Consider the following 26,269-nt stretch of genomic DNA (forward strand, 5'->3'; position numbering starts at 1 on the left):
GATCGGCTGCACGAGTTTCAACTGATTTGACACTTGAAAACCGTGGCGTCCCGATCAGGAAGGGAGGCCCATGAACCTACCCGACAATAAGAAAAAAAACGACTCACAACGGCGTGCGGCGGCTGATGTTCCTGCGCGACCGGTCGGGGAATTGCCGCATGAACGGTTAAACGATCTGCGAGCGCACGAGATCGAGCTTGAAATGCAGAACGATGCATTGCGGCAGATGCAGCTTGCCCTTGAGGAAGCGCGTGACCGTTATGTCAATCTTTATGAGTTCGCCCCGGTCGGCTACCTGATCCTCACGCCCGAGGGCCAGATTGATGAAATCAACCTCACTGGCGCCAGGCTCCTGAAGTGGGATCGAAATAGTCTTCTGCACAAGCGCTTTGCCTTGTTCGTCATTCCGCAGGACCAGGATCGCTGGGAGCGCTTGTTCCTCAAGGTGCAAGAATGCGGCGAGAAAAAAACGATAGAACTGGCTTTGTCACGTGGCGACGGCACGGTTTTACAAGCCCAACTTGATTGCGTTAGCCAGAGAATATGCTCCGAAGCGGATATTGATTCGGTCGCAGCGGCAGGACGCTCTACCGGGGTGAGCCTTGCCCTGATCGACATCAGTGAACGCAAGCAGGCCGAAAGCGCACTATTTGAAAGCCACGAAACCCTCTGCAGCATCCTGGCGGCCACTAGAGATGGTTACTGGCACGTTGATTCGGAGGGTGTGCTGATTGACGTCAATGCGGTCTACAGCCAGCAGTCTGGTTACACGCGCAAAGAACTACTGGGCATGCACATTCATGATCTGGAAACACCGGAGAGTGCTGCCGAAACCGCAATGCACATCAAGCACATCGTCGGTACCGGGAGCGGCCAGTTTGAATCGACACACCGCCGCGAGGATGGGTCAATCTGGTTCGCCGAAGTGAGCGTCACCTACCGTGATATTGAGGGCGGGGAATTTTTCTTTTTTGTGCGTGATATCAGCGAGCGCAAACATGCGGACGAGGTTTTGCGTGAGCAGAAGGAGTTTTTTCATCTAATCGCCGAAAACATTAGCGATTTTATTGCCGTTCTCGATCCGAAGGGAAAACGACTTTACAACAGCCCTTCATTCCTGCAATTTCTGGGGGCGACAAGCGATCTTTGCGGAACGGATTCCTTTGCCGAAATTCATCCGGAGGATCGGAAACGTGTCAAACGGGTTTTCAGGGAAACGATGAAAACCGGCATCGGTCGCCAGCTCGTTTATCGCCTCCTGAAGGCGGATGGCAGCATCAGCGAAATGGAATCGCGGGGCAGCGTGATCAAGGATGGCAAAGGCCGAGTGACACGCGTCGTTGTCGTGTCTCATGACATTACCAAGCGCAAACTTGCGGAAAAAGCATTGAAGGAAAGCGAGGCCTTCAAGAACGTTGTCCTGAATTCGGTAGCTGCCGAAATTGCGGTGATTGATCGCGCTGGAGTCATTCAGGCGGTCAATGAACGCTGGCGGAACTTTTCCGTTGAGAATAGTGTTGAGCCTGGTCATCCAGTTTCCCATGCCGACATCGGCACTAACTATCTGGCAGTGTGTGAGGCCGACCCATCGTCCCCGAGTGCACGCAAGGCCCGCGATGGCATCCAGGCCGTTTTAGACGGTCGCCTCCCCAGCTTCAGCCTCGAGTATCCCTGTCATTCAACGCGCCAGCAACGCTGGTTCTCGATGATCGTTACGCCACTTGGGCAGGATTTGCAGCACGGGGTAACCATAACGCATACTGACATCACCGCGCTTAAGCAAGCTGAGCAGTATGAACAGTTTCGCAGCCGTATTCTCGAACTGCTGGCTGGCGGCAAGCCTTTGCCGGTCATTCTTGAGGCGCTGGTGCGCGGTGTCGAGCAGATCCAGCCAGCGATGCTATGCAGCATCCTGATGCTCGATAGTCAGGGTCAGCATCTGGGCCAGGGAGTGGCGCCCAGCTTGCCTGATTTCTACAACGCCGTCATTGATGGAATCGAGATTGGCGCGGCTGTCGCTTCCTGTGGCACGGCGGCCTATACCGGCGAGCGTGTCATCGTCGAGGATATTGCGACGCATCCCTTCTGGGCGCCCTACAGGACACTGGCGGCCAGCGCCGGCCTTGGCGCCTGCTGGTCGCAGCCGATTCGTGCATCAACTGATCGGGTGCTGGGCACTTTTGCCATCTATCATCGTGATGCGCACGCTCCTACGGAATACGATATTTCGATTATCGAACAGTCCGCCCGTCTGGCCAGTATCGCTATCGAGAGAAATCTTGCCGCAGAAAAACTCAAGGAGAGTGAGGCACACTATCGACTACTGACCGAGGACGTGTCTGACGTAGTCTGGAAGCAGGACTGCGAGAACCGTTTCACCTATATCAGCCCGGCGGATGAATGGCTGCGCGGCTACCGCGCCGAGGAAGTCATTGGCCACCACGTATCTGAATTCCTGACCGCAGAGGGAGTCGCCGCCTTCGGCGAAAGCGTTCGCCGGCGGCAGGAGTCTGAACAGCGGGGCGTGCGGACCGGCGCGTCGACCATCGAGTTACAGCAGCGTTGCAAAAACGGCAGGTTGATCTGGGTTGAAATTCTTTCCACCCCCGAGCGTGATGCCCAGGGAACGATTACCGGCTACCACGGGATCAGCAGAAACATTACCGAACGCAAGCAAGCCGAGGCGGAAATCGATAAGGTCCAGCGCCTGCTTAAGGAGACCGAACGGATTGGAAAGGTCGGCGGCTGGGAGTTCAATATGGATAGCGGAAAGCAGACATGGACAGAGGAAATCTATGACATTCATGAGGTGGGCCGTGACTTCGAGCCGAGCGTAGAAAATGGAATCGCTTTCTATACTCCAACGTCCAGGCCGCTCATCGAGTCGGCCTTGCGCCGCGCCATCGAGCATGGCGAGCCTTTCGATCTGGAGCTGGAAATCATTACAGCCAAAGGCAATCTGCGCTGCGTTCATGCCATAGGCAAACCCGATCATGAACAACGCAGAGTCTCCGGTTTCTTTCAGGACATCACCGAGCGCAAGCAGATGGAAGACCAGGTGCGTCAACTGGCCTTCTATGACCCGCTCACCAAACTGCCTAATCGCCGGCTGCTCAAGGACCGTCTGAGCCTGACCATGGCTGCCAGCACGCGTACGGGTTGTTATGGTGCAGTGATGTTTCTTGATCTGGACAACTTCAAACCGCTCAATGACTCGCACGGACACGAAATCGGCGATTTGTTGCTGATCGAGGTGGCCGCCCGCATGAAGAGCTGTGTCCGCGAAATGGACACCGTGGCGCGCGTCGGCGGCGACGAGTTTGTGGTGATGATCAGCGAGCTGGTCGCGGACAGGGCAGAGTCTATTTCACAGGTCAGCCACATTGCCGAGAAAATTCGTATCGCCCTGGCGCAACCCTATCTGCTGGTCGTCAAGCGTGACGGAAAAGCCGAAACGACGGTCGAACATCAGTGCACGGCGAGCATTGGCGTGGTCTTGTTCAACAGTCATGATGCCAGTCAGGACGACATCATCAACCGGGCGGATACGGCAATGTATGAGGCCAAGGAAGCCGGGCGTAATTTGATCCGGTTTTATGCTGCGATGGCCTGAGTGCGCTCAGTTTGGGCGACTCTAATTGCTGGCGCCAAGCGCTTTGGCACGCAGGGCGGTTATTTCAAGCGTGGCCGGGTCGGGCGTGCTGCGGGTTGGCCAGCCCTGCAGATGCATGGCGGCCAGATCGGCTAGGGCGTGAATCCAGTCATCACGCTCATTGAGACAGGGAATATAGTTGAAAACCTTGCCGCCGGCCTGGATGAACTCGGCTTTGCCTTCAATGGCGATTTCTTCAAGGGTTTCCAGGCAGTCGGCAGGAAAGCCGGGGCAGATGACGTCGACCTGCTGCACACCCTGTTTGCCGAGCGCTGCGAGCGTGGGCGCCGTATAAGGTTGTAGCCATTGCGCACGGCCAAAGCGTGACTGAAAGCAGATTTGGTAGTCATCAACGCCAAGATTCAGGGCTTCGGCCAGCAGACGCCCCGTTTTATGGCACTCGCAGTGATAGGGGTCGCCCTTGTCGAGGGTATGGCGTGGAACACCGTGAAAGCTCATGATTAGCCGGTATGCCGTGGCCGGGCGACCATTGCTCATCCAGTGCTCGCGGACGCTATTGGCCAGGGCCTCGATGTAGCCCGAGTGGTCGGCAAAACTCCTTGTCGTTCGCATCTCCGGCTGGTTGCGGATCGAGGCGGCCCAGGCAAAGGCGGTGTCGAATGCGGTGGCGCTTGTGCTCGACGAATATTGCGGGTAGAGCGGCAGCAGCAAGATGCGCGTACAACCCTCGGCCTTAAGCCGGGAGAGGGTTGCGGGAATCGATGGCTGGCCATAGCGCATGGCGTAGTCGACCACCACCTGATGTCCTGCCTTACCGAGAAAGCCACGCAGCAGTTTGGTCTGTCGCTCGGTATGCACTTTTAATGGCGAACCCTCGCGCATCCATACCGCAGCGTATTTTTCAGCCGATTTTCTGGGACGGATGTTGAGGATGATGCCGTTGAGAATCAGCCACCAGATCGCCCGCGGAATTTCGACGACGCGTGGGTCGGAGAGGAATTCCTTGAGATAGCAGCGCACCGCCGGAGCGGTTGGTGCTTCGGGAGTGCCCAGGTTGATCAGCAAAACGGCGGTTTTTCCCGCTGTGCCATGACGGTAGGCAGGTTCAGGCAGGTAGCGTGACATCAGGAGTCGGCTCGGTAGGTGAGGGCGGAGGAGAGCAGTTTGGCCGTGATGTCGACAATCGGAATGACGCGCTCGTAGGCCATTCGCGTCGGGCCAATGACACCGACCGACCCCACGATCTGACCGTCGACTTCGTAGGGCGCGGTGACGACGCTGCATTCGTCGAGCGGCGCCAGCCCCGACTCGCCGCCGATAAAAATCTGGATGCCGTCGGCACGGTGCGAGATGTCGAGCAGTTGCATCAGGGCGGTACGTTGTTCGAAGAGATCAAACAATTCGCGCAGCCGTCTCATGTTGGACGACAACTCCTCCACTTCAAGCAGATTGCGTTCGCCAGAGATGATGTAATGTTCATCGGCTCGGTTCATGGCTTCGTCACCTGCGGTCAGTGCAGCTTCCATCAAGCCATGCAGGTCGCCACGCAGTTTGAGCAGGTCGTCTCTGACCCGGCTGCGGATATGTTCGAGTTCGTGGCCGGAAAAGTACTGGTTGAGATAGTTGGTGGCGACAACGAGTTCAGATGGCGAATAGGGGCGTTCGGTGAACAAGATGCGGTTTTGTACATCGCCATCGGTGCTCACCAGAATCAGCAGGATACGTTTGTCGGATAGGCTGACGAACTCCATCTGCCGGATTCTTGGCGTTTTGCGCCGTGGTGTCAGTACGATGCCGGCAAAATGCGTGAGACCTGAGAGCAGATGCGAAGCACTGCTGATCAGTTGTTGCGGTTGCGAGGGATGGAGTTGCCCTTCAATGGCGTGAATCTTCTCACTGTCCAGCGGTTGCATGATGAGCAGGCTATCGACAAAGAAACGATAACCACGCGGTGTCGGTACACGTCCGGCTGAGGTGTGCGGGCTGGCAATGAGACCCATATCCTCAAGGTCGGCCATGACATTGCGGACGGTGGCTGCCGATAGATCGAGCCCGGAAAATTTTGACAGCGCTCGCGAACCGACAGGCTGACCGTCTGCAATGTAGCGTTCGACCAGGGTCTTGAGCAGTGTTCTGGAGCGTTCATCAAGCATGACGATGATTCTACAAAAAGAAAGAAGGTTTAACCAAAAAGGAACACGCAGAGAACGATTTAATTTGTGGTTTAATTCGGAGCATGAATGATGACCCAGTTTCTTCATCCGGCGGATGTCCTGTTTCCCCCAAAACCATCGCGTTGATTGGAAAGTACCACAGTCGCGAGATTGCCGAATCGCTCTGCCTTCTGGCAAATAGTCTTCACGATCGTGGAATTGGGGTTCTTGTCGAGAAAGTGACGGCCAGCCATTCAGAGGCGCCCGTCGATTTGCGCAATTGGATGAGTTGCGATTTTACAGCGATTGGCGAGCGGGCTGATCTGGCGATCGTGCTTGGCGGCGACGGAACCATGCTCAATGCGGCACGGCAACTGGCATGTTTTGATGTACCCCTGGTTGGCGTGAATCAAGGTCGCCTCGGCTTCCTGACGGATATCGCGCGCTGTGACATGCTAAGCTGTCTTGACGATCTGCTCAGCGGCAGGTTCACCTCAGAAAACCGCATGTTGCTCGTTGCCGAAGTCTTGCGTGACGGGCAAAGCATCGCTTCTAATCTGGCCCTCAACGACGTTGTTGTCGACAAAGGCTCAATCGGTCGCCTCATCGAGTTTGAGCTGTTTATCGATCGCGAATTTATCTACAGCCTGCGCTCGGATGGCCTGATCGTCTCGACCCCGACCGGCTCGACGGCCTATTCGCTATCGGCCGATGGCCCCATTTTGCATCCTCAGGTTTCTGGAATTGCGCTGGTGCCGCTGTGCCCGCACTCGCTGACCAATCGGCCGATTCTTGTCGGCGACCGTAACGAAATTGAAATTCGCATTGTCCACGCCACGGATTCTCGGGTGCACTTTGATGGTCAGGTAACTTTTGATCTGAAACCCGAAGACCTGGTGCGCATCCGTCGTTCTGATTTTTCGATCCACCTCCTGCATCCGCCGGGTTACAGCTATTTCTCCATGCTGCGCCAGAAGTTGCACTGGAGCGAGAAACCAATCGCCCCGTAAACTCATTTCCCATCTGAAGCTCACTGCCTGCCCATGCTGCGTCGTTTGACAATTCGAGATTTTGTGCTGGTTGACTGCCTGGAGCTTGAGTTCAAGGCAGGCTTCGGAACCTTGACGGGTGAAACCGGCGCCGGGAAATCGATTCTCGTTGATGCGCTGGCTTTCGCTTTGGGGGAACGTGCCGACATCGGCCTGATCCGTGTCGGTTGCGAGCGTGCCGAAGTGGCTGCCGAGTTTGATCTACAGGGGGCGCCGGAAGCTGCTGATTGGCTATTCAGGCAAGACATCGATAGCAGTGAAGGCCTGCTGCTGCGCCGGGTGGTCGATAGCAACGGTCGTTCGCGGGCCTATCTTAATGGCTCGCCGGTAACCCTTGCGCAGTTGCGCGAAGTGGCCCAGTCGCTGGTCGATATCCACGGGCAGCATGCCCATCAATCCTTGCTGCGCGGTGATGCCCAGCGGGCATTGCTCGACGCTCATGCTCGACTCAACCCCGTGCTTGATGAGGTTTCTGCAGCGTGGTGCCGGTGGCGCGAAGCCAGTGTCATGCTTGACGCTGCCGCAGGTGGCGTCGAGGCGCTGGCGCAGGAACGCGAACAGCTACAGTGGCAGGTTCGGGAACTAGAATCGCTGGGTTTCTCGCTCAGCGAATGGGACGCGCTGAACATTGAGCACCGGCGTCTGGCGCATGCGGCCAGTCTGGTCGAAGGCGCTCGCTTCTCGCTGGATCTTCTGGCGGAAGGCGATGCGGCTTGCGCAGTGCAGGTGGATACCGTTGCCCGCCGCCTCGACAGTCTGGCAGAGCACGACCCGGCGCTGGCCGAAGTTGCCGCCTTGCTGCAATCGGCACAGGCGGAACTCGCTGAAGCCGTTTCGGCACTTCGCCGTTATGCTGATCGGGTTGATCTGGATCCGCAACGTCTGGGTGAGGCCGAACGCCGGATTGAGGCCGTGCTCGGGTGTGCGCGAAAATTCCGCTCGACTCCGGAAGGCTTGCCAGCCCTGCTCGAACGTTGGCAGGTGCGGCTGACGGCACTCGGGGAGAGCGCTGATATCGCCAGCCTGGAAGTGCGCGTTGCGGCGGCACGCCAGCAGTACGAAGATCTGGCCAAAGATCTCTCCAAGCGCCGTAGCAAGGCTGCTGGTGCACTTGGCCTTGATGTCAGTCGGGTCATGCAGCAACTGGCACTAAGTGGCGGACGTTTCGAAGTTGGCCTGGTGCCTATTGAAGCTGGTTGTGCCTATGGCCTGGAGCAGGTCGAGTTTCGCATTGCGGGCTTGGCTGGCAGCGAGTCCCGTTCCCTGGCAAAGGTCGCTTCAGGCGGCGAGCTGTCACGAATCAGTCTGGCCATTCAGGTAGTAACGAGTCAGGCAGCGAGTGTTCCGACGCTGATTTTCGATGAGGTCGATGTCGGGATTGGCGGTGGTGTGGCCGAGGTCGTTGGCCGTTTGCTGCGTGAATTGGGTTGCGAACGTCAAGTTCTGTGCGTGACCCATCTGCCCCAGGTGGCCGCACGTGCCAACTGGCAATGGCAAGTGATCAAGAGTGCGCAGGACGGGCAGGTGCGCAGCCGGGTCGTAGCGCTCGACGATGCCGCCCGGATAGAAGAGATTGCCCGCATGCTCGGTGGTGTCGACATCACGGCCATCACCCGCCAGCACGCGGGAGAGATGCTAAGTATTTCCTGAGGCAACTGGCGGCAAATTCGTCCGGGTCGTCGAACGCACCATCGACAAGAAGGGGCAGCACCTGCTGGAGCCCACGATCGAGATTGAAGAACAGTATCGTCGTCTTAATTTAACATAATACAAATTATGCGACTTTATGACTTCAATCCTAGCCTTGCTTGGTCACTGGATTTTTGGCATCAGGCCCAAGGCATTCGCCGCAGCCTGAGTTATCCCCGGTTTCTGTGGATAAAGCGCCCCGTAGTTGGGGCGTTTTGTTTGGTGGCAAGGCATTCAAGCGCCGCTGCTTTTACAAGCAATCTATACAACGTCCAGCTACGCTACATCAAACGGCTCTGACCTCTGCCAACAAGTCAGGATGACGATCCAACAACTTAAGCAATTTCACCAGAGCCAAAGAAGGTTTCGTTTTTCCTTTCTCGTAACGTGAGAACGCATTGGCCCCCCCGCCAAAGATGCTAGCCGCCTCACGTTGGTCCAGATCAAGCTTCTTACGCACGTTAACAATAAACGCCGGGTCAACAATCGCCGCATTAACCTGTTTGTTAAATTCCAGCATCAAATTCATGATGCGCCGAGATTCCTCTGCATTCAAAATCAATTCGTCACAGGCAGAACAAAAGTCACCCGTCACTTTTGGGAAAAAGGTTGTTTCACCCTTGTAGGTGTACGGCACATCACGCGTGTCATGCACGAGTTTTGCTGCGCCACAGCTTTGACATTTCATGATCACATCTCCTTGAACGACACAATAAGCACGTCATCGATCACGGTTAATTTCAGATATACCTCGCCAGCGTGCGTCATCGGTCGATACACGTCTTGCCATAAACGATGATCAGCATGAGTTGTCATGCTCTTGTAAAAATCAGAAGCCGATAAGGCCATCACCACGGCAAGCATTGCATCGAAATCAAAACCCAACGCAGCAGCCCCTTCACGCGCTGCTTTTGTTGTGCGAACTTGGCCCGCCTTAATCAGGGCTTTAACCACAAATAGCTTGCAGTGAGGCTTCCGCTTTTCCATAGGCAGAATTTAACCTAATAGGTTGAATTTAGCAACTAGGTTAAATCTGCACGGGAGTCAAAAGCAATCAACCCGCCAGATCAAAAGCGGTTTTGCAAGGAAAGGCGTCAACCCGGGACACGATCTTCGGATTGAGCCTGCCGGCTCGGATGCTCCGCACCAGTCGGCATGAAAGACCGGGTGAACCGACCGATCCTCCGTAGCAGAAGTCCGGCCGCGCACGGTGCTGCGCGCGACTACGGCAGCAAATCGAGTCAAGGTGACGTGCAGGTACTCAATCGCCAGCAAAAGGGCTTAGATCGTGCCCTCGTGTCGCTCCTGCGTCGCGCCCCGAGGCACGATTTTTAGAACCTTTGGCTATGCAGTGCGGGATTGAAGCGCGGATTGGTCGAGTCGTTGGCCACGGGCTTCATAACCTCAGGCAGCAGGGATATTTTATCGGTTGGCGGTAAGCCCATCGACGTTGACGGATCCGTGGTCGCCAGCTTGACCGGATCACTTTTGAGCGCATCACTCCTGACCAGCTGGCCGGCCCCCCTGCCCTTATTGCCAAACGCCTGAAAAAATCCATTCTTGACGATCTGCTGGCAAAGGTCTTGCGGCATGTCCAACAGCGTGGCCTGCTGGCTATAGCATTTGCAGCCGCGATTCTTCGAGCTCAAGCAAGCCGTCGGGATCGGGACCTCGTCCGGTTCAGTCAATTTATCGTAGATCGGCGCGGTATAAGCCAGGCCCTGAACCCGGGGCTGATAGGCCGAAACATAGTCAGTCGGCGTCATGATTTTTGATTTTTCTGGTACGGCTGCTTTTTCCGATTTAGATCCAGGTGATTTTTGCGTCAATTGCTCGGTTCCCGGAATCACAATCTCCCCATTTTTATAGTGGCGCTGAACGAAGTACCAGACCAATCCAGCAATCATGACCGGGATGATGAACATCAAGAAGTATTGCATCGGCAAGCGCCGCTTGACGGTATGGACCTCAGCCGACTTGTAGTAGGAGAAAACCTCTCTCGGGTATTTCCATTCGAGCCGCTGGGCATCGGCAATCTTGGCCAGCGGCTGATCTTTGCACGATTCATACTGAAAAATCGTGGTGCGGTGCATGCCAAAGCGGCGACTAATGTGCCAATGCCGTTCAGTGAGCCGGCGAACATTGGAATCAACCAACATCGGATGCTGGGTCACCAGAAAAATGTCGTGCCCTTTATGCCGATGCGTCTCCAACGCACTAACGTAATCAGGCACCTTGGACCCATTACCGCGTGGGCGATAAAGCCGCTGGCACTCGTCAATGACGATAATCGCCCCTTCCGGGCAATCCATCCACTTTTCAGCCTCGATCTCGGTCCAGTCAAGGACCAGGTCCTTGATGCCAGAGTAAAAGACCGGCCGATTCTCTTTCTCGGCCAAATCCTTGACGTAGGCAATGGTGTAAAGGGTCTTGCCCGCCCCAGGAAGGCCCGTAGAAAGGGAAATCATTTGATCGCCAGCCGTTTGATGGTGCCCGAGGTGGCGCCGGCAATGGCAAGCTTGGCTAGGGCCGCGGCAGTGAAGATCGATAAACAGGTGTCGAGCTGGAGCACACCCATCATGCCGGCGACCGTAGAAGCATTACGAATTTGTGGTGCAACACAATCAGGCCGAGTACACACCGACCCACTTAAAATCCATGCTTGCGATACATCACAAGCAAGAAACGGAATACCAAAACGTTCGAGAGAAATCCATTGATGAAATGCTGGATCAAAGCTTGAGTGATATTTACAAAGGCCATTGCTACCACTGTCAATCACACCTTCGTAAATATAATCTGCACCACGGGCAATCAGCCATTTTTGACAAGACTCAACCTGACTATTCGCCGTAGAAATCAACGGATAATTAGCCACAATCCACTTTTGCGTTAACACTGGTGTCATAGTTTCTGATCTGGCCAAAATCGAGAACAAGGCCAGAAAAACAAAAAGCAGGACACAAAACGCTGATTGCGTTATGCGTTGAAAATCAGCCACGCCGCACCCAAGACAGCAATCAAAATCCAGAAGCCCATGATTGTTCCTTTGAAAAAAAGGCGACGACATCGCCGACGCCCTCTTTTCTGGTTATCAATTAGAGCGCACGACGAACAAATTTAACCGCTTTGATCGCGACATAGACACCGAAAACAGTGGCGCCAACCGTAGCAATATCGGGAAGGATGGCGGTAATTGCCGAAACATCCGGACCCGCAGCAAAAACAGACAGTGAAGTCAAAACAGCAACAACAGAAAAACCTAGTTTCTTGAACATAAAAATCTCCTAAACATTGAGAGAGCGAATCAGGGCACGAAAGCCAAAGCCAACGGCCCAAACCGATACGATTGCAAAAGCAACCGCAACACCATCAGCAGGCGATAAAAGAAAGGGATTATTCGCTGCATCGTCTGCCGTTGGAATGAGTAAGGCACAGGTACTCAAGTCAGCCGGTGGCGGGATGACGATAAGGACCTGGCCGACTACGTTGTAGGTGGCGCATAGCGGCATTTATTAAACCGCCACCTTTAAAGCTGGAAACGTCGGCTTAAGGTCATACCAATCCGGAATGCTAGCTTCATGCATTTCAATGGTGCGGATTTTGTACGGCATGACCGTGATGTTTCGTTTTTCAGAAATGTCGATGCCATAGTCACGCAATGCCTTTGCATGACGATAGAACGTTCTAACACTCAACAAACGAGAAACATCCTCACCACGAAGCCATGCCGAAGCCGTACAAGCCAACTTAGAAGGCAATGTTGCCGGGTCAAATTCTTCAATATCAGTTTTAACCCGATGAAGAACTTCGGTACGTTCATCAAATAGATCAATTACCTTTTCCATAGTCCATGCTCCTAGGTGAGTCAGGGCGCGATCACGCAAGTAATCCTTTGCCGCTTTCACTTCAATTCGGACAATTCCGTTTTCTTTCGACCATTGATAAGCCGGGTTCTGACGCATCGCCTCGCGCTCAAGGTCGCCTTTGCAATGATCCATTAACTCATCAGCTTTTAAATAAGCCTCAACTTGACAGTAATTGAGGTTTCCCCAAACAACAGTGCTTTTGCCAAAACGCTTTTTCTTAACCCTAGCCACACTCTGACTATCCAACCAATTAAGCACTGCTACGGCATTAGCTTCCGATCCGGTCACATAATTTCGGGTGACATGAATCGACCAAACCCGCGCACCCTGACGAAAAGTGCCATCCGGGTGGACCAAGACATAGTCCACGGCATCCAGATTGCCACCTGAGGCCATCATGTAACCCTGATCGGTCAAAGTAGGCATTACCCTTGCCGAACCGATTGGCTCGCCACCAGAGAAGCCAGGCAAGCCTTGAGACTGGACAATCCTATTCGAAGCCTCGACCGTTCCAGCCAAATCGAGATTGAACAAGTTATCCGCCCTGCCCCACCGTCCAGGATTGCCAGCCAAGGTCACCATGCCGTCTTCACTCTTTACGCGAATTGCCGTTGAGTGACTGCCTTGAATCCACGCCGGACGGAATTGTTCGCCAATAATCTCCTGTCCGATCGATTCGGACCCATCACGGCAAATATCCCCCTTTTCTCGGTAAGCCATTGAACGGACCCCGGCCAACTCACGAACACCATCACATTGATAGTGTTTTTGCGTCAAAACGATCCCATCTACGAATGTAGTCATATCATTTTATATGCCATATGAGATTTCACAATGTGGAATAATGAGTAGGTTTACTGCCATTTTGGCACTCGTCCCCCTATTGTTATAATGAGTAGGTTTACTGCCATTTTGGCACTCGTCCCCCTATTGTTATAGGGGAGGGGGACTCCAAAACCGAAAACCACAAAAAACGGAAAATCACAAAAAATATGCAAAAGGAATAACACGCCACGGAAAAAATAAACCGCCTGCCCAAAACCACTTTTGAACACGCTATACCCATGTTTTTGGAAATCTGTGCCCATGGACAAAGACCTGACAGGCGGCATGGACAATTACGCCGCCTTAACCACCGCGACCGGTCTTGCACCAACAATGATTGCTTGAAGACTGCCAAACTGAATAACCTGATCAACTTCAAGGTCAAGTTCGAGCGGATAATGAAAATTGAACTTGGCAACAGATTCTGGCGCAACATCCAATTCATTCGTGGTTGAGCCGTAACCCACCCGCGTCATCTTCGGTGTGGCCATGTTCTCTACCGGAACTTCAATCACCAGCTTGCCCATGTCGTAAGCTTTGCCACTAGCCTTCGCAATTCCTGTCATGCGGTAGGCCCCTAAGGCTTTAACTCTCATTTGGTTTTCCTCCTTGGTTAGGTTGCGTTACAATTCGTAACGAATCAAACAATAGTTACTAAACGTAACGTTGTCAAGTTACAAAACGAAGCTAAACTAAGGGAGTCAACGGAGAGGAACGATGGGAAAAATAAAAGAATTACTAGACAGTGCTAAAGCAAAAAAAGGAATAGAAACAGACTATGCATTAGCCGCAGAGCTAGGAATTCCTAGAGCCTTAGTACATTACTACTACAAAGGCGAGCGCATTCCAGATGAATACGCTTGCATGAAAATTGCAGAAATATTGGAAATACCGCTTGACGTAGTAATCGCGAACGTCAGAAGCGAATCAGAGAAAGACGAGACACGGCGGGAGGCGTGGAAACGATACGCAAAAAAGCTCGTCAGAATCGCCGCTTCTTTTATGATCGCCGCATTGCTCGGCCTGTCAAGTACGACCCTGATAATGACAGGAGAAGCAAAAGCCCAGACGCAGCAAGGGATTCAGAGCGGCGAAAGTGAAGTGAACAGAATACAAATTATGCGACTTTTGTGGATTTTTGGCTTCAGTTCTGGCTTTACTTGGTCGCTGGATTTTTGGCATCAGATCCAACGCATTCGCCCCAGCCTGAGTTATCCCCGGTTTCTGTGGATAAAGCGCCCCGTCACTGAGGCGTGTGCTTTGGTGGCAAGGGATTAAAGAAACGCTGCCTTTAAAGGCTTCATTCAAAAATCGGGGCGAGTTTTGCCAGAACCTCTTCCATGATCGAAACTGGCACGGTGTCGACCTTGCGCGCATTACGAGCACCAAGATCAAGCACACGAGGCTGATCACAGCGAACAACACCGGTTGTTTTGATACCCGTCAAAGGAACAGCGAACCCAATGCGACGGGCAAAGTCACCACCAGTGGTGATCGGGCAAATCACCGGTAACTTGGTTGCCTCGTTAAACTCGACAGGCGACACAACCAGAACGGGACGGCTACCGCGTTGTTCACGCCCTTCAGTCGGATCAAGCGAGACCAGGTAAATATCACCGCGCCTCATATCAGTTCACGACCCACAGCCGGCGCATCAACCCATTCGCGTTCTTCCGCCGGTTGTGGTTGTGAATAATCCGAAGTCGCCAGAAGTTCCGCAAGCGTGTAACGCAGCCGAGGCTTAGGATCAACCACCAGACGGCCATCAGTGACCGCCACGCCTACGGTGGCCCCTACTTGGAGGTGCAATTGGTCAAGAAACGCTGGCGGAACGGCCAGCATGACCGAGCCGCCGACCTTGCGCAAATTAGTTGTGTGCATAATGCACCTCCATCGAGTTTAATTATATTAAAGTATAACCGTGATTGATCAGCACTGCAAGCTTCGGTCTGTCGAAAACCACCTGTTCACTTGGATCCACCACAGATAAAAAGCGGTTTTGTAGGGAAAGGCGTCAACCCGGGACACGGCCATCGGGTTGAGCCTGCCGGCTCGGATACCCAGTGCCCTTCGGTAGGAAAGACCGGGTGAACCCACCGATCCTCCGTGGTGGCGGCCCGGCCGCGCACGATGCTGCGCGCGACGACGGTGAGAAAAGACAACAAAGGCTTAAAAGCATCGTGCCCGTGTCGCTCCTACGTCGCGCCCCGCGGCACGATGTCAGTATTTTGGGATGTGAAGGGCAGGATTGAAGCGCGGATTGGTCGAGTCGTTGGCCACTGGCCTCATACCCTCAGGCAGGAAGGACATTTTATCCGTAGGCGGCAGGCCCATCGGCGGCGGCTCCGTGGTGGCGAGCCTGACCGGATCAGTTTTGAGCGGTTCATTCCTGACCAACTGCCCACCTCCCCTGCCTTTGTTACCAAACGCCTGAAAAAATCCATTATTGACGATCTGCTGGCAAAGCTCTTGCAGCATATCGAGCAACGTCGCCTGCTGGCTATAGCATTTACAGCCCCGGTTTTTAGAACTCAGGCAGGCCGTCGGGAGCGGAACCTCATCCGGTTCAGTCAATTTATCGTAGATCGGCGCCGTGTAGGCCAGGCACTGGACCCGGGGTTGATAGGCCGCCACGTAATCCGCCGGGGTCATGAGTTTCTGAACGCCAAGAAAATGGGCGCCGTTCGATCACTTCACGCGACACAGGATGGGGCGTGAGTGGGGTTGTACCGTGATGACATTTCCATCAGCTTAGCGCGGCCGCTGGCCGCAACCAAAAGGTGTCGCCCTCGACGCGGCGGATTGAATTTTCGAGGACAATAAGGATTTGCCCGAAGCGGATCGCTTTCGCAAACTTGCCACCGCGAGCAAACATTTCCGGCGTCGGTAATGATCAAGGCGTCGCGAACACGCCGCGCTATCCGGGCTGCTGTACCGACCACGGCGGCCAGTGCGCGTATGCGGACGAGGCCCAGCGCCTGCCGGACTTACCCCCAGAGGACGCAAAACCAGACAAATGCCACGTTGATCAGCGCCAGCAGGACGGCCGCGCTGCCAATGTCTTTGGCGCGTTTGGACAGATGATGCCGATCAAGGGAGATCCGATCCACTGCGGCTTCGATCGCCGAATTGAGCAACTCGACAATTAGCACCAGCAAAATGCTGGCGATCATCAGAGCCCGGCCAAGGCCGCTCACCGGCAGAAAAAAGCTGGCGGGAATCAGCAGCGCGGCAAGCCGTGCCTCCTGACGAAAAGCGTCTTCACAGGTGAAAGCCGCACGCAATCCGGCCAGCGAATAGTGCATGGCATTCCAGATTCGCTGCACACCGGTTTTTCCCTTGAAGGGGCTTTCTTCAAACACCAGCTTCTCCTCGCCAGGAATATGAAGTGGCAAGTATACCGGCCTCGCCGGTGACCGCTCAAATCCAAGCCTTGTCCAACGTGTCCAGATGGACCAGGCCCATGCAGACGTCTGCGGACCGGCGATCGAGCATCTCTGCGGCGGGCCTACCGGGACTATGACGATCCGCGCTATGAGCGCCTAGCCACGCTGTCTGTCTCGCACCTGTACAACCTGCTCTAGCAGCCTGTCGGACTTGACCAAGTCGGCTGCAAAATGTGGGAAGACGGCTCATTTTCGCCCGTGTTTCTGCGCGAATAGAATAACTATTCGCTTGAAAAACTGCGCTCGCCCCCCACATTTTTCGCTTCGACCCATCAAGTTCGACAGGCTGCTAGACCTCGACCACCGGCACGCGCCGGGCGAGTGCGCAAAACAGCTCGTAACTGACGGTCCCGGCGGCGGCGGCGACTTCGTCGGCGGGCAGGCCTTCGCCCCACAGCACGACCGGGCTGTCGACGCCGGCTTCAGGAAGGTCGGTCAGATCGCAGGCCAGCATGTCCATTGACACCCGGCCCAGGGTTGCGCTGCGCCGACCGGCGACCAGAATCGGCGTACCGCTTGGGGCATGGCGTGGATAGCCGTCAGCGTAGCCGCAGGCAACGATGCCCAGCCGCGTCGGCCGTTGCGCGGCGAAAGTACCGCCATAGCCGACGCGTTCGCCGACGCCGATCTCCTGTACGGCCATGATTTTGCTGTGCAGTGTCATCACCGGTTTCAGATCAAGGCTGGCAGCGCTGATGTCAGCAAAGGGGCTGCCGCCGTAGAGCATGATTCCGGGCCGCGCCCAGTCGTGCGCGGTGTGCGGATGATGCAGGATGGCCGCTGAATTGGCGAGCGAAACGGGAGTATCTTCAGGCCAGCCTGCGCGCATGGCGGCGAAGCGCTCAAGTTGCCAGTCGACGCCGCGGCCGCCATCAGCTTCGGCAAAGTGCGCCATCAGCGTCAGCGCGCCAATTGCCGTTGACGCGGCCAGTTCGCGATGCACGGCCGGCAGTTGGGCCGGGGTAAAGCCGAGGCGGTTCATTCCGGTATTAAGCTTGAGATAGATTGGCAGACGCAACGGCAGCGCGGCGGCACGGATCATTTGCAGTTGTTCGCTGCGGTGAATACAAGGAATCAGCCCGTACTGAGCACAGACGGTCACATCGTCGGGTTCGAAAAAGCCCTCAAGCAGCAAAATGGGCTGACGGATGCCGGCATCACGCAAAGCCACCGCCGCTTCCAGTTCGAGCAGTGCGAAGCCATCGGCCACATCGGCCAGCGCCGTCGCCGCGCGCGGCAGACCATGCCCATAGGCGTCGGCCTTGACCACGGCCCATACCTTGGCCGGCCTTGGCGCAGTTGCAAGCCGTCTTCTCGCGACGTGGTAATTGTGACGCAGCGCCGAGAGGTCGATGCGTGCTTGAATCGGACGCGGCATGGGATGAATGCTTCCTTGGCTGCTTGTTGATGGGATCAGGAGTATCAACCGCATTTTGCCTCAACACAAGGCGCACGTCCGCTCCGGGAAAAAATGCGGATCAGGCACGCTAACAACTTCCGGGCTTTCATGGTATAAATCCGCCACTCAATGAGAGCGCGACCCGATTCCAAGATGCCTTTTGGCTTTTACATCATTATGGCGGCGCAATTTTTTTCCGCGCTTGCCGACAATGCCCTGCTCATTGTTGCTATTGCCGCCCTGCGCGAAATGCACGCGCCGGCGGCCTATGAGCCACTGCTAAAAACCTTCTTTACCGTCTCCTACGTTGTGCTGGCCGCCTTTGTCGGGGCCTTTGCCGACTCCATGCCCAAGTGGCGGGTGATGTTCATCAGCAACACGGTCAAGATTGTTGGCTGCGCCATGATGTTCGTTAACGTCCATCCGCTGTTGGCCTACGCCGTCGTCGGCCTCGGCGCCGCCGCCTACTCACCAGCCAAATACGGCATCCTGACCGAGTACCTGCCACATCGCCTGCTCGTCATCGCCAACGGCTGGATCGAGGGATTGACCGTATGCGCCATCATTCTGGGCGTTGTCATCGGCGGCGCACTAATCCAGCCGGCAATCGCCTACAAACTGTTGTCGCTTGACTTCCCCATAATTAACACCGGAATCGACACGGTCAGCGAAATGGGGCTGTGTTTCGTCGGTGCCTTTTATATCCTGGCGTCGATGTTCAACCTCTATGTACCGGAGACCGGCGTCGATCACAAGACGCTGCACAAAAACCCCTGGTACCTGATGCGTGAGTTCAACCACTGTCTGGTGCTGCTCTGGCGCGACCGTTTGGGGCAGATCTCGCTAGCGGTCACCACCCTCTTCTGGGGAGCCGGCGCCACCTTGCAGTTCATCGTGATCAAATGGGCCGAAGTGTCACTGCAACTCGACCTGTCCAAATCGAGCATGCTGCAGGGTGTCGTCGCGCTGGGCGTCGCGCTGGGCGCCGTCGGCGCGGCCAAAATGATCACGCTGCGCAAATCGCTCGGCGTCATCCCTCTCGGTATCGCAATGGGCCTCATCGTGCTGGTCATGAACTTCGTCCACTTTGTATGGCTGGCCGTTCCGCTGCTCATCATCATCGGCGGGCTTTCCGGCTATTTTGTCGTGCCTATGAACGCGCTGCTTCAGCACCGTGGTCACATCCTGATGGGCGCCGGCCATTCAATCGCCGTCCAGAATTTCAACGAGAACCTGTCGATTCTCATGATGACCGGCATCTATTACCTGATGGTCAAGATTGATCTCTCGATTTACTGGGTGATCACGCTCTTCGGCCTCTTCGTCAGCGCCAGCATGCTGCTCGTCAAGCGCCGCCACCAGGCCAACCAGCTTAAACACGACGACGTCATTCACCTCGACGACGGTGGCAGCCACTGAGCTACTGAAAATCAGGGCCTCAGCAAATCAGTGGTGCATTGGGCAGTTCGTCCGGGTTGTCAGCGGACGTCGGAAAATGCTCGGCAAGCGCCCGGGTGATTTCGTCCAGTGCCCGCAGCGATCCGCTTTCGTATTGCCCTACGCGAAACGCCATCTCCATACGGCCACAGACCGCGCGCCAGAACCCTTCGCCAACTCTGAGATGAATTCCGCGATCGGCGACAATCTCGACGCAGTGGTCGATCAACTGCAGGTAGATCAGGACACCGCTATTGTGCTCGGTGTCCCAAACGCCAAGCTGTGCGAACAACTCGGTCGCCCGCTGCCGTGGGGTCTGATCGTGCAGCAATCCAGGCAGCGGCAGATTGGCTTCGACGACGAAGCGCAATTCGCCCTGGTGACTGCGTTCAGAGGCCGTGATGGCCTGTTCGATGCGGCGCAGCGCCGATTTCGGGAAGGCGCGCAACACCCACCAGCCGGGTATCACCAAATGCTGTACTAGTCTGGAGAGCCGCATTACCAACCTCCCGAGGCGCCACCGCCGCCAAAGCTTCCGCCGCCGCCCGAGAAGCCACCGCCACCCCTGAACCCGCCGCCGGAAGACCAGCCGCCAAGACCGCCCATGCCACCACCAAAGAGCGAAGCAAGAAAGGCGACAATCCCGGCAACGATGGCAAGCAGCATTGAGGAAAAGAACAAGGAGGCCATAATGCCGGCTACACCGCCAATGACTCCAGCGGCCAGAAAGCGGCCAAAGACGGCGCGCAAAACACCGCCAACAACAAAAACCAGAATGAAACCAACGAAGATCAGCGATTCAAAATCGATCCCAGCGCCCACCGCTTTGTTCGCCGGCATTGGCTTTGGCAACGATTCGCCACCAATGACCTTGATCATCGCATCGACTCCGGCATCAATCCCGGCGTAGAAATCGCTCTGCTTGAAGTACGGACTGATCGTTTCGCTAATGATGCGTTTGGCGGTGGCGTCGTTGAGCGCCCCCTCCAACCCGTAGCCAACCTCGATGCGCAGCTTCCTGTCCTGCTTAGCAATCAGCAGCAAGGCCCCGTCGTCAACGCCCTTGCGCCCGAGTTTCCACGTTTCAGCAACCCGCAACGCATATTCCGCGACACTCTCGGGAGTCACCGTAGCCACCATCAGCACAGCGATCTGCGAGCCTTTCTGGCGCTCAAAACCAGCCAGCTTCGCATCCAGCCGGGAAAGCTGATCCGCCGAGAGTGTTGCCGTCTGGTCAATGACATGCGCGCTCAGCTTCGGAACGGCCTGCAACTGCTGCGCTCCGACCAGGCTGGAGAAGCACAGGAAGCAAAGCGCAATCAGTGTGCGCAGCATGGGGGTTTGCAAACTATTTCTTCGTACTGCCAAAATCAACCTTCGGCGCCACGGAAATAGCCTTCTCGTTTTCAACGCTGAAGTTGGGTTTGATCTGGTAGCCGAAAACCATCGCTGTCAGATTGTTCGGAAAGGTGCGTACCGAGACGTTATAGGCTTCAACCGACTTGATATAGCGGTTGCGCGCCACGGTGATACGGTTTTCGGTACCTTCCAGTTGCGCCTGCAGATCGCGGAACGAAGCATCGGCCTTCAGGTTCGGGTAGTTTTCAGCAACCACCAGCAGGCGCGACAACGCGCTCGAAAGCCCGGCCTGTGCCTGCTGGAACTTGGCAAAGGCTTCAGGATTGTTGATCAGTTCCGGGGTAGCCTGGATTCCGCCAACCTGCGCGCGCGCCTGGGTGACCTGGGTGAGAACGTCTTTTTCATGGGCGGCGTAGCCCTGGACGGTACTGACCAGATTGGGAACCAGATCGGCACGCCGCTGGTACTGATTGACCACTTCCGACCACGCCGATTTGACTGCCTCGTCACCGGTCTGAAAGCTGTTGTAACCGCAGCCGGAAAGCAGGCTGAGCAACACCGCAAGGACGGCAAGAATTCTGATGCGCATGACATTTTCTCCGCAAAGGAACGAACAAGACAACAGCTATGTGGTGACCTTATGCCAGATTGCAAGACAAGCCTGGCTCAGATGACAACTTATCCCGCTTTTTCCAGACGCATCAAGGCACGGGCCCGGCACAGATCCTCCCAGGCCTTGGCCTTGTCGGGCAGCGTTCTGAGCAGATACGCCGGGTGGTAGGTCACGACCACCGGGATCTCGCGTTCCCCGTCACGGTAGGCCAGCGGCTTTCCGCGCAGGCTGGCAAGAGAACCCGTTTCGCCAAGCAGCGCATGCACGGCGGCGCGACCAAGCAGAACAATCAACTTAGGTTGCAGCAACTCGATCTGGCGCTTCAAATACGGCGCACAGGCGGCCATTTCAACGGCTTCAGGCGTGCGGTTGGCGGGTGGACGACACTTTACGGCATTGGCGATATAAACATCATTCCCGCGCTTAAGATCGATGGCCGCCAGCATGGCGTCGAGCAGCTTGCCGGCCGGGCCGACAAAAGGTTCACCGCGCTCATCTTCTTCCGCTCCCGGCCCTTCGCCGATGAACAGCCAGTCGGCGTTCTCGTCGCCAACGCCGGGAACAGCCTGCTTGCGCTCGGCACACAGGCCACAGGAACGACAGACGGCGATGCTTTGCCGCAACTGCTCCCAACCCAGTCGGGCGATGTGTTCGGGACGCTCGGCTGCGGAGACAGTGAGCGCAGCCAAGGCGTCATTGGCCTGAGGTACAGGCGTAGGCTTCGCGCCCCGGGCGACCGAGGGCTGCTCGCGCAGCGCCCACCGTGGCGACAGCCCCATTTCGTCAAGCACCTGATCACGGCTCAAATTCATACCGACACCTCGGCCAGTGGATGGGTCAGCACCAGCGCATCCTCGCGACCGCCGTCGGCCGGATAATAGCCACGACGAACGCCAATTTCCCCAAAACCGAAATGCTGATACATCGCCAGCGCCTTGGTGTTTGAGGGGCGCACCTCCAGAAGCAAAGTCTTGGCCCCAGCGGCCAACCCGACGACCATGGCCTGGCGCAAGAGGCGCGCACCAAGCCCCCGTCTTTGATGGCTTTCGGCGACGCCGATGGTGAGTAGATGTGCATCATCAACCGCCAGCATGAGAACGAAATAACCCACCACGACGTTATCTACCCGGCATACCCAGCAACTGTAGCCACAGGCCATTGAATCCGTGAAATTGATCCGCCCCCAGGGGAAAGAACAAACGTGGCACTCGATGGCCAGCACCGCATCGAGATCGCCTTGCCGCATCGGCAACAATTCAACAACGCCCAGTTCGAGTGCGGTATCCATCAGGCTTTACCGCCTTCTGCCAGGCGCTCGGCTACGGTCTTTGCCACCTTGTCGCGCACATAGAGGGGTACGGCGTCGGCCGCGTCGATCCCCTCTCCACGCTCCAGATGCGGCGCGGCGAGCCGGACCACGGCTTCAGCGCTGGGCATCAATTCAGGCTGCCAGACATCGACAAAGGGCGACCAGCGCTCGCGCAACAGCGGATAGGCCGCCAACCCGTTGCCGCAAGCCAGCCAGCCACCGCTTTGAGGCAGTGGGACGGATGCCGGAGAATAAACGCCGATTTCGCCCTGCTGCTCGCCCTGTTCGAAAAAACCGATGTAAATCTCCCCCATGCGCGCATCGAGTGCCACCAAAACGCGTTCACCGCCACTGGCCAGCGCCATCGCCGCCAGCGTTCCGACGCCAAGCAGCGGTAGATCACGAGCGACAGCCAAGCCCTGAGCAACACCACAGGCGACGCGCAGCCCGGTAAACGAGCCGGGACCGGCGCCGAAAGCGATGCCGTCAAGATCAGCAAAACCCAGCCCGGCTTCGCGCAAGACGGTCTGAGCTAGCGGCAGCAAGGTTTCAGAATTCGAACACCCGTCCTGACAACTGCGCACAACAACCGCCCCGCTACGCCAGAGAGCAACGGAACCGGGGTCGGTGGCGGTTTCAAGGGCAAGAATATTCATGAGGCGCATTCTACCCGTCGTCTCCGCTGGCGTCGCTCAAAAGGCCAAAACGTGTAGCTGGCTGTTCTCGATCAGAATCCCTGAAACAGCAAATCCAGGGCCGCAATGATCTCGTCCCGGCGGTGATCCTGGCTCGACAGACAGGTCTTGAGCAGGGACTCCGGCACGGCCGCCAGGAATTGAGTGACCATGACGTGGGCGGTACCGGTGACGTCAAAGACGGGATTTAAGGTTTTGGCGGGCGCGGGCGCCTGGCTTAAGGGCAGCAGAGGGATGACCACACGGGTATTAAAATGGCTCAGCAGGTCCGCCTGGACATCAAGGAGATACCCCTCGCCGTCCGGATTCTTATAAACGCCGAATCGTGCCATCAGAACTGCTGGTACGAAGACAGGGGGAGTCCGTGCTGCTCAACAAACCGGTTCGAACTGTCAATGGCCGAGCGATTGGCCTCCAGCCACAACGCGGCACGTTTCTGCGCGACGGCGCGCGTCAAACCTTCTTCGGCCGCCTTTGAAACGTTGATACGCAGCGCTTTAGCTTCGGACAATAACGATTCAGCCAGAGTGACGTTGGCGGCTTTCCGCGTGCTATTTGTAGCCAAAATCGTAGTTCGCATAGAAACCTCCATCGAATGCGTTTAAATGTTGCCATTAATGCGCATTATTTGCAACATTTTGTTTATCCCAATGTTGTAGCGGGACGTTTCCGACAATGCGACGCTCGGGTGTTCTCGCCTGCGCCCACTCCGAGCAGAGAACCTTCAATCACCGAGCGGAATCGCCATGATGAAGGAGGTCATTCCCGCTGCCGATTCAACGTAGACGCTTCCGCCATGCGCTTCGACAATCGATTTTACGATCGCCAATCCCAGGCCGGAATGCATTCCCTCCCAATGCCGCGACGGGTCAACCCGATAAAAACGATCGAACAGGCGCGGCAAATGGCTTGCCGGAATCGGCTCTCCGCTGTTGGCGACGACGATTTTCACGCCCCGCACGGGCGAAGGATCAATCGCAATGCTGACCTGGCCATCACTGTTCGTATGCCGTATGGCGTTCGATAGCAGATTGCCGATCGCCCGCCGGATCATCGACGAATCGCCCATCATTTGGCCCCTTCCCGAGACTGTCAGCGACACGCCTTTTTCGTCGGCAATCAGGCGGAAGAAGTCGATCAACGCCTCAGCAATCTGGTCGAGCGCAATCACTTCTCGCGTGGGAACAATCTGCCCATCGTCTGCTTTGGCAATAAAGAGCATGTCCGCAATCATGTGCGAAAGCCGCTCAAATTCTTCTGTGTTCGACACCAGCACATCCCGGTAGTCTTCGAGCATTCGCGGCTGGGCAAGAATGACCTGGGTTTGCGTCAGCAGGTTGCTGACCGGGGTGCGCAGTTCGTGCGCCAGGTCCGAGGAAAAGTCCGAGAGGCGCCGGAACGAATCTTTAAGACGGGACAGCATGGCATTGAGCGTTTCGACCAGATCGGCCAGCTCGGCAGGCACCGCATCAACGGCCAAGCGCGCATCGAGCCGATGCGCGGTGATGCCTTCGGCTTCCCGACGTATCGTCTGCAAGGGCGCAAGCCCCCGCTGGGCGGCGATCCAGCCGAGGAAACCGGTCATCAAGGCGGCCAGGACAACGAAAAACCACAGGGTGACGCGGAACGAGCTCATGAATTGTTCGTGATGAGAAATATCGGTGGCCACAGCGACGATGGCAGGTGGCGCATCCTTCAGTCCGATTTTCAGCCCGGTTCCGGCAAGCGCGGCGATTCCGCGCATTGGGGTGTTGTTGGCAGTCGTCCACACCATCGGGCGCAGTGAATCGACCTTGTGCTCCAGCAGGGTCTGTGGAAATTCGGCGCCGCTCGTTGCAAACAGGATCTGGCCGTCCGGTGCTTTGACCACGACGGCCAGACCATGATGACCGACCAGTGAATCGTCGAGTTGCTGGGGAATGGCGTTCATATCCTGATCCGAACGCACTTTTTCCAGGGCATGCCGCGTCAGCTCAAGTTTGCCGGTCAGGACGTCCATATCCTGCTCGACAAAATGCTGCTCGACGGCGCCGGCAATCAGGTAACCGAGCAGAAGCAGCACGACCGTCGAGGCCAGCGCAAAGAGAACCGTCAGCCGCAACGTAAGCGAAAGGCGCCGCTTCACTCGCACGCTGACTCCTCGAGGACATAACCCATGCCCCTGACGGTACGAATGAGTTTGGGCTCGAAGCCATCGTCCACCTTCGCGCGCAGCCGCCGCACGGCAACTTCGATGACGTTGGTATCGCTGTCGAAGTTCATGTCCCAAAGCTGGGACGCAATCAGCGAACGCGGCAGCACCTCACCCTGGCGGCGTAAAAGTAGTTCAAGCAGCGCAAATTCCTTGGCGGTCAGCTCAATACGCTTGCCACAGCGGGTGACGCGACGGCGCAGCAGATCGACTTCAAGATCAGCGACGCGCAGGAATTCAGGCTCCTTGCCCCGACCGCCCCGACGCAGCAGGGTGCGCACACGAGCCAGCAGTTCGGCAAAAGCAAAGGGTTTGACGAGGTAGTCATCGGCGCCAAGTTCAAGACCGCGAACTCGGTCATCGACCTGATCGCGCGCCGTCAGGAACAGCACGGGCAACTCTTTTCCCGCCGCGCGAATACCTCGCAGAACCTCCCAGCCATCGATTCCAGGGAGCATCACATCAAGGATCAACAGATCGTAATCAATGCTCAGTGCATCATGCAGCCCGTCTCTCCCGTCGCGCGCCAGATCAACGACGAAGCCGGCTTCGAGCAAGCCCTGCCGCAGATAGTTGCCGGTCTTGGGTTCGTCCTCGACAATCAGTAGTTTCAAGCCAGCCC

29 protein-coding genes are annotated in these 26,269 nt (G+C 56.3%); 5 read left to right on the forward strand and 24 right to left on the reverse strand.

Annotation, left to right across the window (positions count from 1 at the left end):
• Positions 1-70: 70 nt before the first annotated feature.
• Positions 71-3,613: a PAS domain S-box protein gene (locus Q1J43_RS13935; protein ID WP_301103109.1), complete on the forward strand. Its 3,543-nt coding sequence runs from the start codon at positions 71-73 to the stop codon at positions 3,611-3,613.
• Between the two features lie 21 nt (positions 3,614-3,634).
• Here Q1J43_RS13935 and hemH read toward each other — a convergent pair whose 3' ends face one another.
• Together hemH and hrcA are read right to left on the reverse strand one after the other, a co-directional pair.
• Positions 3,635-4,738, reverse strand: coding sequence for a ferrochelatase (hemH, locus tag Q1J43_RS13940; RefSeq protein ID WP_301103110.1), 1,104 nt, complete (start codon positions 4,736-4,738; stop codon positions 3,635-3,637).
• Entirely contained in the window at positions 4,738-5,772 is a 1,035-nt protein-coding gene (gene hrcA / locus Q1J43_RS13945) for a heat-inducible transcriptional repressor HrcA (RefSeq protein WP_301103168.1), read from the reverse strand. Before hrcA ends, hemH begins: the two co-directional genes overlap by 1 nt.
• A 77-nt stretch (positions 5,773-5,849) precedes the next feature.
• Here hrcA and Q1J43_RS13950 point away from each other — a divergent pair, with 77 nt between their 5' ends.
• Both Q1J43_RS13950 and recN read left to right on the forward strand, forming a co-directional pair.
• Complete coding sequence (locus Q1J43_RS13950) at positions 5,850-6,776, forward strand: NAD kinase (protein ID WP_301103111.1); 927 nt, start codon at positions 5,850-5,852, stop codon at positions 6,774-6,776.
• A gap of 33 nt (positions 6,777-6,809) precedes the next feature.
• Entirely contained in the window at positions 6,810-8,465 is a 1,656-nt protein-coding gene (recN, locus tag Q1J43_RS13955) for a DNA repair protein RecN (protein WP_301103112.1), read from the forward strand.
• A gap of 325 nt (positions 8,466-8,790) precedes the next feature.
• On the opposite strand, the gene Q1J43_RS13960 is transcribed toward recN, so the two are convergent.
• The 7 genes from Q1J43_RS13960 to Q1J43_RS13990 all read right to left on the reverse strand — a co-directional run bounded on the left by Q1J43_RS13960 (position 8,791) and on the right by Q1J43_RS13990 (position 13,794).
• The gene (locus tag Q1J43_RS13960; RefSeq protein ID WP_301103113.1) at positions 8,791-9,192 is read right to left on the reverse strand and encodes a type II toxin-antitoxin system MqsA family antitoxin; all 402 of its coding nucleotides are present in this window, start codon (positions 9,190-9,192) and stop codon (positions 8,791-8,793) included.
• A 2-nt stretch (positions 9,193-9,194) separates the two neighbouring features.
• The gene (locus Q1J43_RS13965) at positions 9,195-9,491 is read right to left on the reverse strand and encodes a type II toxin-antitoxin system MqsR family toxin (protein WP_301103114.1); all 297 of its coding nucleotides are present in this window, start codon (positions 9,489-9,491) and stop codon (positions 9,195-9,197) included.
• Positions 9,492-9,835: 344 nt separating this feature from the next.
• A complete protein-coding gene (locus Q1J43_RS13970; protein ID WP_301103115.1) occupies positions 9,836-10,972 on the reverse strand; it encodes a zonular occludens toxin domain-containing protein in 1,137 nt (378 codons plus the stop codon).
• Positions 10,969-11,505: a hypothetical protein gene (locus tag Q1J43_RS13975; RefSeq protein WP_301103116.1), complete on the reverse strand. Its 537-nt coding sequence runs from the start codon at positions 11,503-11,505 to the stop codon at positions 10,969-10,971. The genes Q1J43_RS13970 and Q1J43_RS13975 overlap by 4 nt, the downstream gene beginning before the upstream one ends.
• A 97-nt stretch (positions 11,506-11,602) precedes the next feature.
• Positions 11,603-11,782: a major capsid protein gene (locus Q1J43_RS13980; RefSeq protein WP_301103117.1), complete on the reverse strand. Its 180-nt coding sequence runs from the start codon at positions 11,780-11,782 to the stop codon at positions 11,603-11,605.
• Positions 11,783-12,019: 237 nt separating this feature from the next.
• Positions 12,020-13,177, reverse strand: coding sequence for a phage/plasmid replication protein (locus Q1J43_RS13985; protein ID WP_301103118.1), 1,158 nt, complete (start codon positions 13,175-13,177; stop codon positions 12,020-12,022).
• Between the two features lie 314 nt (positions 13,178-13,491).
• Positions 13,492-13,794, reverse strand: coding sequence for a hypothetical protein (locus Q1J43_RS13990; RefSeq protein WP_301103119.1), 303 nt, complete (start codon positions 13,792-13,794; stop codon positions 13,492-13,494).
• A gap of 121 nt (positions 13,795-13,915) precedes the next feature.
• Here Q1J43_RS13990 and Q1J43_RS13995 point away from each other — a divergent pair, with 121 nt between their 5' ends.
• Positions 13,916-14,476 carry a hypothetical protein gene (locus Q1J43_RS13995; RefSeq protein ID WP_301103120.1) on the forward strand — a complete coding sequence of 187 codons (561 nt, stop codon included), beginning with the start codon at positions 13,916-13,918 and terminating at the stop codon, positions 14,474-14,476.
• A 22-nt stretch (positions 14,477-14,498) separates the two neighbouring features.
• On the opposite strand, the gene Q1J43_RS14000 is transcribed toward Q1J43_RS13995, so the two are convergent.
• The 5 genes from Q1J43_RS14000 to alr all read right to left on the reverse strand — a co-directional run bounded on the left by Q1J43_RS14000 (position 14,499) and on the right by alr (position 18,022).
• A complete protein-coding gene (locus Q1J43_RS14000; protein ID WP_301103121.1) occupies positions 14,499-14,825 on the reverse strand; it encodes a type II toxin-antitoxin system PemK/MazF family toxin in 327 nt (108 codons plus the stop codon).
• The gene (locus tag Q1J43_RS14005; RefSeq protein ID WP_301103122.1) at positions 14,822-15,079 is read right to left on the reverse strand and encodes an antitoxin; all 258 of its coding nucleotides are present in this window, start codon (positions 15,077-15,079) and stop codon (positions 14,822-14,824) included. Before Q1J43_RS14005 ends, Q1J43_RS14000 begins: the two co-directional genes overlap by 4 nt.
• 339 nt (positions 15,080-15,418) lie before the next feature.
• Positions 15,419-15,850, reverse strand: coding sequence for a hypothetical protein (locus Q1J43_RS14010; protein ID WP_301103123.1), 432 nt, complete (start codon positions 15,848-15,850; stop codon positions 15,419-15,421).
• A 335-nt stretch (positions 15,851-16,185) separates the two neighbouring features.
• Positions 16,186-16,503, reverse strand: a complete 318-nt coding sequence (locus Q1J43_RS14015; RefSeq protein ID WP_301103169.1) for a diacylglycerol kinase — start codon at positions 16,501-16,503, stop codon at positions 16,186-16,188.
• Positions 16,504-16,933: 430 nt separating this feature from the next.
• Complete coding sequence (gene alr / locus Q1J43_RS14020; RefSeq protein WP_301103124.1) at positions 16,934-18,022, reverse strand: alanine racemase; 1,089 nt, start codon at positions 18,020-18,022, stop codon at positions 16,934-16,936.
• A 174-nt stretch (positions 18,023-18,196) separates the two neighbouring features.
• Between alr and lplT the strand changes: the two genes are divergently transcribed.
• On the forward strand, positions 18,197-19,462 hold the full coding sequence (gene lplT / locus Q1J43_RS14025) for a lysophospholipid transporter LplT (RefSeq protein ID WP_301103125.1): 1,266 nt from the start codon (positions 18,197-18,199) through the stop codon (positions 19,460-19,462).
• Between the two features lie 19 nt (positions 19,463-19,481).
• Here lplT and Q1J43_RS14030 read toward each other — a convergent pair whose 3' ends face one another.
• The 10 genes from Q1J43_RS14030 to Q1J43_RS14075 all read right to left on the reverse strand — a co-directional run bounded on the left by Q1J43_RS14030 (position 19,482) and on the right by Q1J43_RS14075 (position 26,261).
• Positions 19,482-19,979 (reverse strand): TPM domain-containing protein, encoded by a 498-nt coding sequence (locus Q1J43_RS14030; protein WP_301103126.1) that lies wholly within the window; start codon positions 19,977-19,979, stop codon positions 19,482-19,484.
• Positions 19,979-20,815, reverse strand: a complete 837-nt coding sequence (locus Q1J43_RS14035) for a YgcG family protein (protein WP_301103127.1) — start codon at positions 20,813-20,815, stop codon at positions 19,979-19,981. Before Q1J43_RS14035 ends, Q1J43_RS14030 begins: the two co-directional genes overlap by 1 nt.
• A 13-nt stretch (positions 20,816-20,828) precedes the next feature.
• On the reverse strand, positions 20,829-21,428 hold the full coding sequence (locus tag Q1J43_RS14040) for a LemA family protein (protein WP_301103128.1): 600 nt from the start codon (positions 21,426-21,428) through the stop codon (positions 20,829-20,831).
• Between the two features lie 89 nt (positions 21,429-21,517).
• Entirely contained in the window at positions 21,518-22,264 is a 747-nt protein-coding gene (locus tag Q1J43_RS14045) for a uracil-DNA glycosylase (RefSeq protein WP_301103129.1), read from the reverse strand.
• Positions 22,261-22,740 carry a ribosomal protein S18-alanine N-acetyltransferase gene (rimI, locus tag Q1J43_RS14050; RefSeq protein ID WP_301103130.1) on the reverse strand — a complete coding sequence of 160 codons (480 nt, stop codon included), beginning with the start codon at positions 22,738-22,740 and terminating at the stop codon, positions 22,261-22,263. The genes Q1J43_RS14045 and rimI overlap by 4 nt, the downstream gene beginning before the upstream one ends.
• Entirely contained in the window at positions 22,740-23,417 is a 678-nt protein-coding gene (tsaB, locus tag Q1J43_RS14055; RefSeq protein ID WP_301103131.1) for a tRNA (adenosine(37)-N6)-threonylcarbamoyltransferase complex dimerization subunit type 1 TsaB, read from the reverse strand. Before tsaB ends, rimI begins: the two co-directional genes overlap by 1 nt.
• Before the next feature lie 71 nt (positions 23,418-23,488).
• The gene (locus tag Q1J43_RS14060; RefSeq protein ID WP_301103132.1) at positions 23,489-23,788 is read right to left on the reverse strand and encodes a CcdB family protein; all 300 of its coding nucleotides are present in this window, start codon (positions 23,786-23,788) and stop codon (positions 23,489-23,491) included.
• Positions 23,788-24,036: a type II toxin-antitoxin system CcdA family antitoxin gene (locus Q1J43_RS14065; RefSeq protein ID WP_301103133.1), complete on the reverse strand. Its 249-nt coding sequence runs from the start codon at positions 24,034-24,036 to the stop codon at positions 23,788-23,790. The genes Q1J43_RS14060 and Q1J43_RS14065 overlap by 1 nt, the downstream gene beginning before the upstream one ends.
• A gap of 144 nt (positions 24,037-24,180) precedes the next feature.
• Positions 24,181-25,581, reverse strand: coding sequence for a heavy metal sensor histidine kinase (locus Q1J43_RS14070; RefSeq protein WP_301103134.1), 1,401 nt, complete (start codon positions 25,579-25,581; stop codon positions 24,181-24,183).
• Positions 25,578-26,261 carry a heavy metal response regulator transcription factor gene (locus Q1J43_RS14075; protein WP_301103135.1) on the reverse strand — a complete coding sequence of 228 codons (684 nt, stop codon included), beginning with the start codon at positions 26,259-26,261 and terminating at the stop codon, positions 25,578-25,580. The genes Q1J43_RS14070 and Q1J43_RS14075 overlap by 4 nt, the downstream gene beginning before the upstream one ends.
• Positions 26,262-26,269: the final 8 nt, after the last annotated feature.

The sequence above is a fragment of the Propionivibrio sp. genome (genome assembly GCF_029255185.1).
Classification (GTDB): Bacteria; Pseudomonadota; Gammaproteobacteria; order Burkholderiales; family Rhodocyclaceae; genus Propionivibrio.

Bases quoted from the DNA above. Each gene is read 5' to 3' on its own strand.
- Q1J43_RS13935 (WP_301103109.1), top strand. From the start codon at position 71: ATGAACCTACCCGACAATAAGAAAAAAAACGACTCACAACGGCGTGCG.
- Q1J43_RS13970 (WP_301103115.1), bottom strand. From the start codon at position 10,972: ATGATTTCCCTTTCTACGGGCCTTCCTGGGGCGGGCAAGACCCTTTAC.
- hemH (WP_301103110.1), bottom strand. From the start codon at position 4,738: ATGTCACGCTACCTGCCTGAACCTGCCTACCGTCATGGCACAGCGGGA.
- Q1J43_RS13950 (WP_301103111.1), top strand. From the start codon at position 5,850: ATGAATGATGACCCAGTTTCTTCATCCGGCGGATGTCCTGTTTCCCCC.
- Q1J43_RS13990 (WP_301103119.1), bottom strand. From the start codon at position 13,794: ATGAGAGTTAAAGCCTTAGGGGCCTACCGCATGACAGGAATTGCGAAG.
- Q1J43_RS14035 (WP_301103127.1), bottom strand. From the start codon at position 20,815: ATGCTGCGCACACTGATTGCGCTTTGCTTCCTGTGCTTCTCCAGCCTG.
- Q1J43_RS14010 (WP_301103123.1), bottom strand. From the start codon at position 15,850: ATGACCCCGGCGGATTACGTGGCGGCCTATCAACCCCGGGTCCAGTGC.
- recN (WP_301103112.1), top strand. From the start codon at position 6,810: ATGCTGCGTCGTTTGACAATTCGAGATTTTGTGCTGGTTGACTGCCTG.
- Q1J43_RS13965 (WP_301103114.1), bottom strand. From the start codon at position 9,491: ATGGAAAAGCGGAAGCCTCACTGCAAGCTATTTGTGGTTAAAGCCCTG.
- Q1J43_RS14030 (WP_301103126.1), bottom strand. From the start codon at position 19,979: ATGCGGCTCTCCAGACTAGTACAGCATTTGGTGATACCCGGCTGGTGG.
- Q1J43_RS14005 (WP_301103122.1), bottom strand. From the start codon at position 15,079: ATGCACACAACTAATTTGCGCAAGGTCGGCGGCTCGGTCATGCTGGCC.
- Q1J43_RS13985 (WP_301103118.1), bottom strand. From the start codon at position 13,177: ATGACTACATTCGTAGATGGGATCGTTTTGACGCAAAAACACTATCAA.
- Q1J43_RS14040 (WP_301103128.1), bottom strand. From the start codon at position 21,428: ATGCGCATCAGAATTCTTGCCGTCCTTGCGGTGTTGCTCAGCCTGCTT.
- Q1J43_RS14065 (WP_301103133.1), bottom strand. From the start codon at position 24,036: ATGCGAACTACGATTTTGGCTACAAATAGCACGCGGAAAGCCGCCAAC.
- Q1J43_RS14060 (WP_301103132.1), bottom strand. From the start codon at position 23,788: ATGGCACGATTCGGCGTTTATAAGAATCCGGACGGCGAGGGGTATCTC.
- Q1J43_RS13995 (WP_301103120.1), top strand. From the start codon at position 13,916: ATGGGAAAAATAAAAGAATTACTAGACAGTGCTAAAGCAAAAAAAGGA.
- Q1J43_RS14045 (WP_301103129.1), bottom strand. From the start codon at position 22,264: ATGAATTTGAGCCGTGATCAGGTGCTTGACGAAATGGGGCTGTCGCCA.
- Q1J43_RS13960 (WP_301103113.1), bottom strand. From the start codon at position 9,192: ATGAAATGTCAAAGCTGTGGCGCAGCAAAACTCGTGCATGACACGCGT.
- alr (WP_301103124.1), bottom strand. From the start codon at position 18,022: ATGCCGCGTCCGATTCAAGCACGCATCGACCTCTCGGCGCTGCGTCAC.
- Q1J43_RS14000 (WP_301103121.1), bottom strand. From the start codon at position 14,825: ATGAGGCGCGGTGATATTTACCTGGTCTCGCTTGATCCGACTGAAGGG.
- lplT (WP_301103125.1), top strand. From the start codon at position 18,197: ATGCCTTTTGGCTTTTACATCATTATGGCGGCGCAATTTTTTTCCGCG.
- Q1J43_RS13980 (WP_301103117.1), bottom strand. From the start codon at position 11,782: ATGTTCAAGAAACTAGGTTTTTCTGTTGTTGCTGTTTTGACTTCACTG.
- Q1J43_RS14015 (WP_301103169.1), bottom strand. From the start codon at position 16,503: ATGCACTATTCGCTGGCCGGATTGCGTGCGGCTTTCACCTGTGAAGAC.
- tsaB (WP_301103131.1), bottom strand. From the start codon at position 23,417: ATGAATATTCTTGCCCTTGAAACCGCCACCGACCCCGGTTCCGTTGCT.
- rimI (WP_301103130.1), bottom strand. From the start codon at position 22,740: ATGGATACCGCACTCGAACTGGGCGTTGTTGAATTGTTGCCGATGCGG.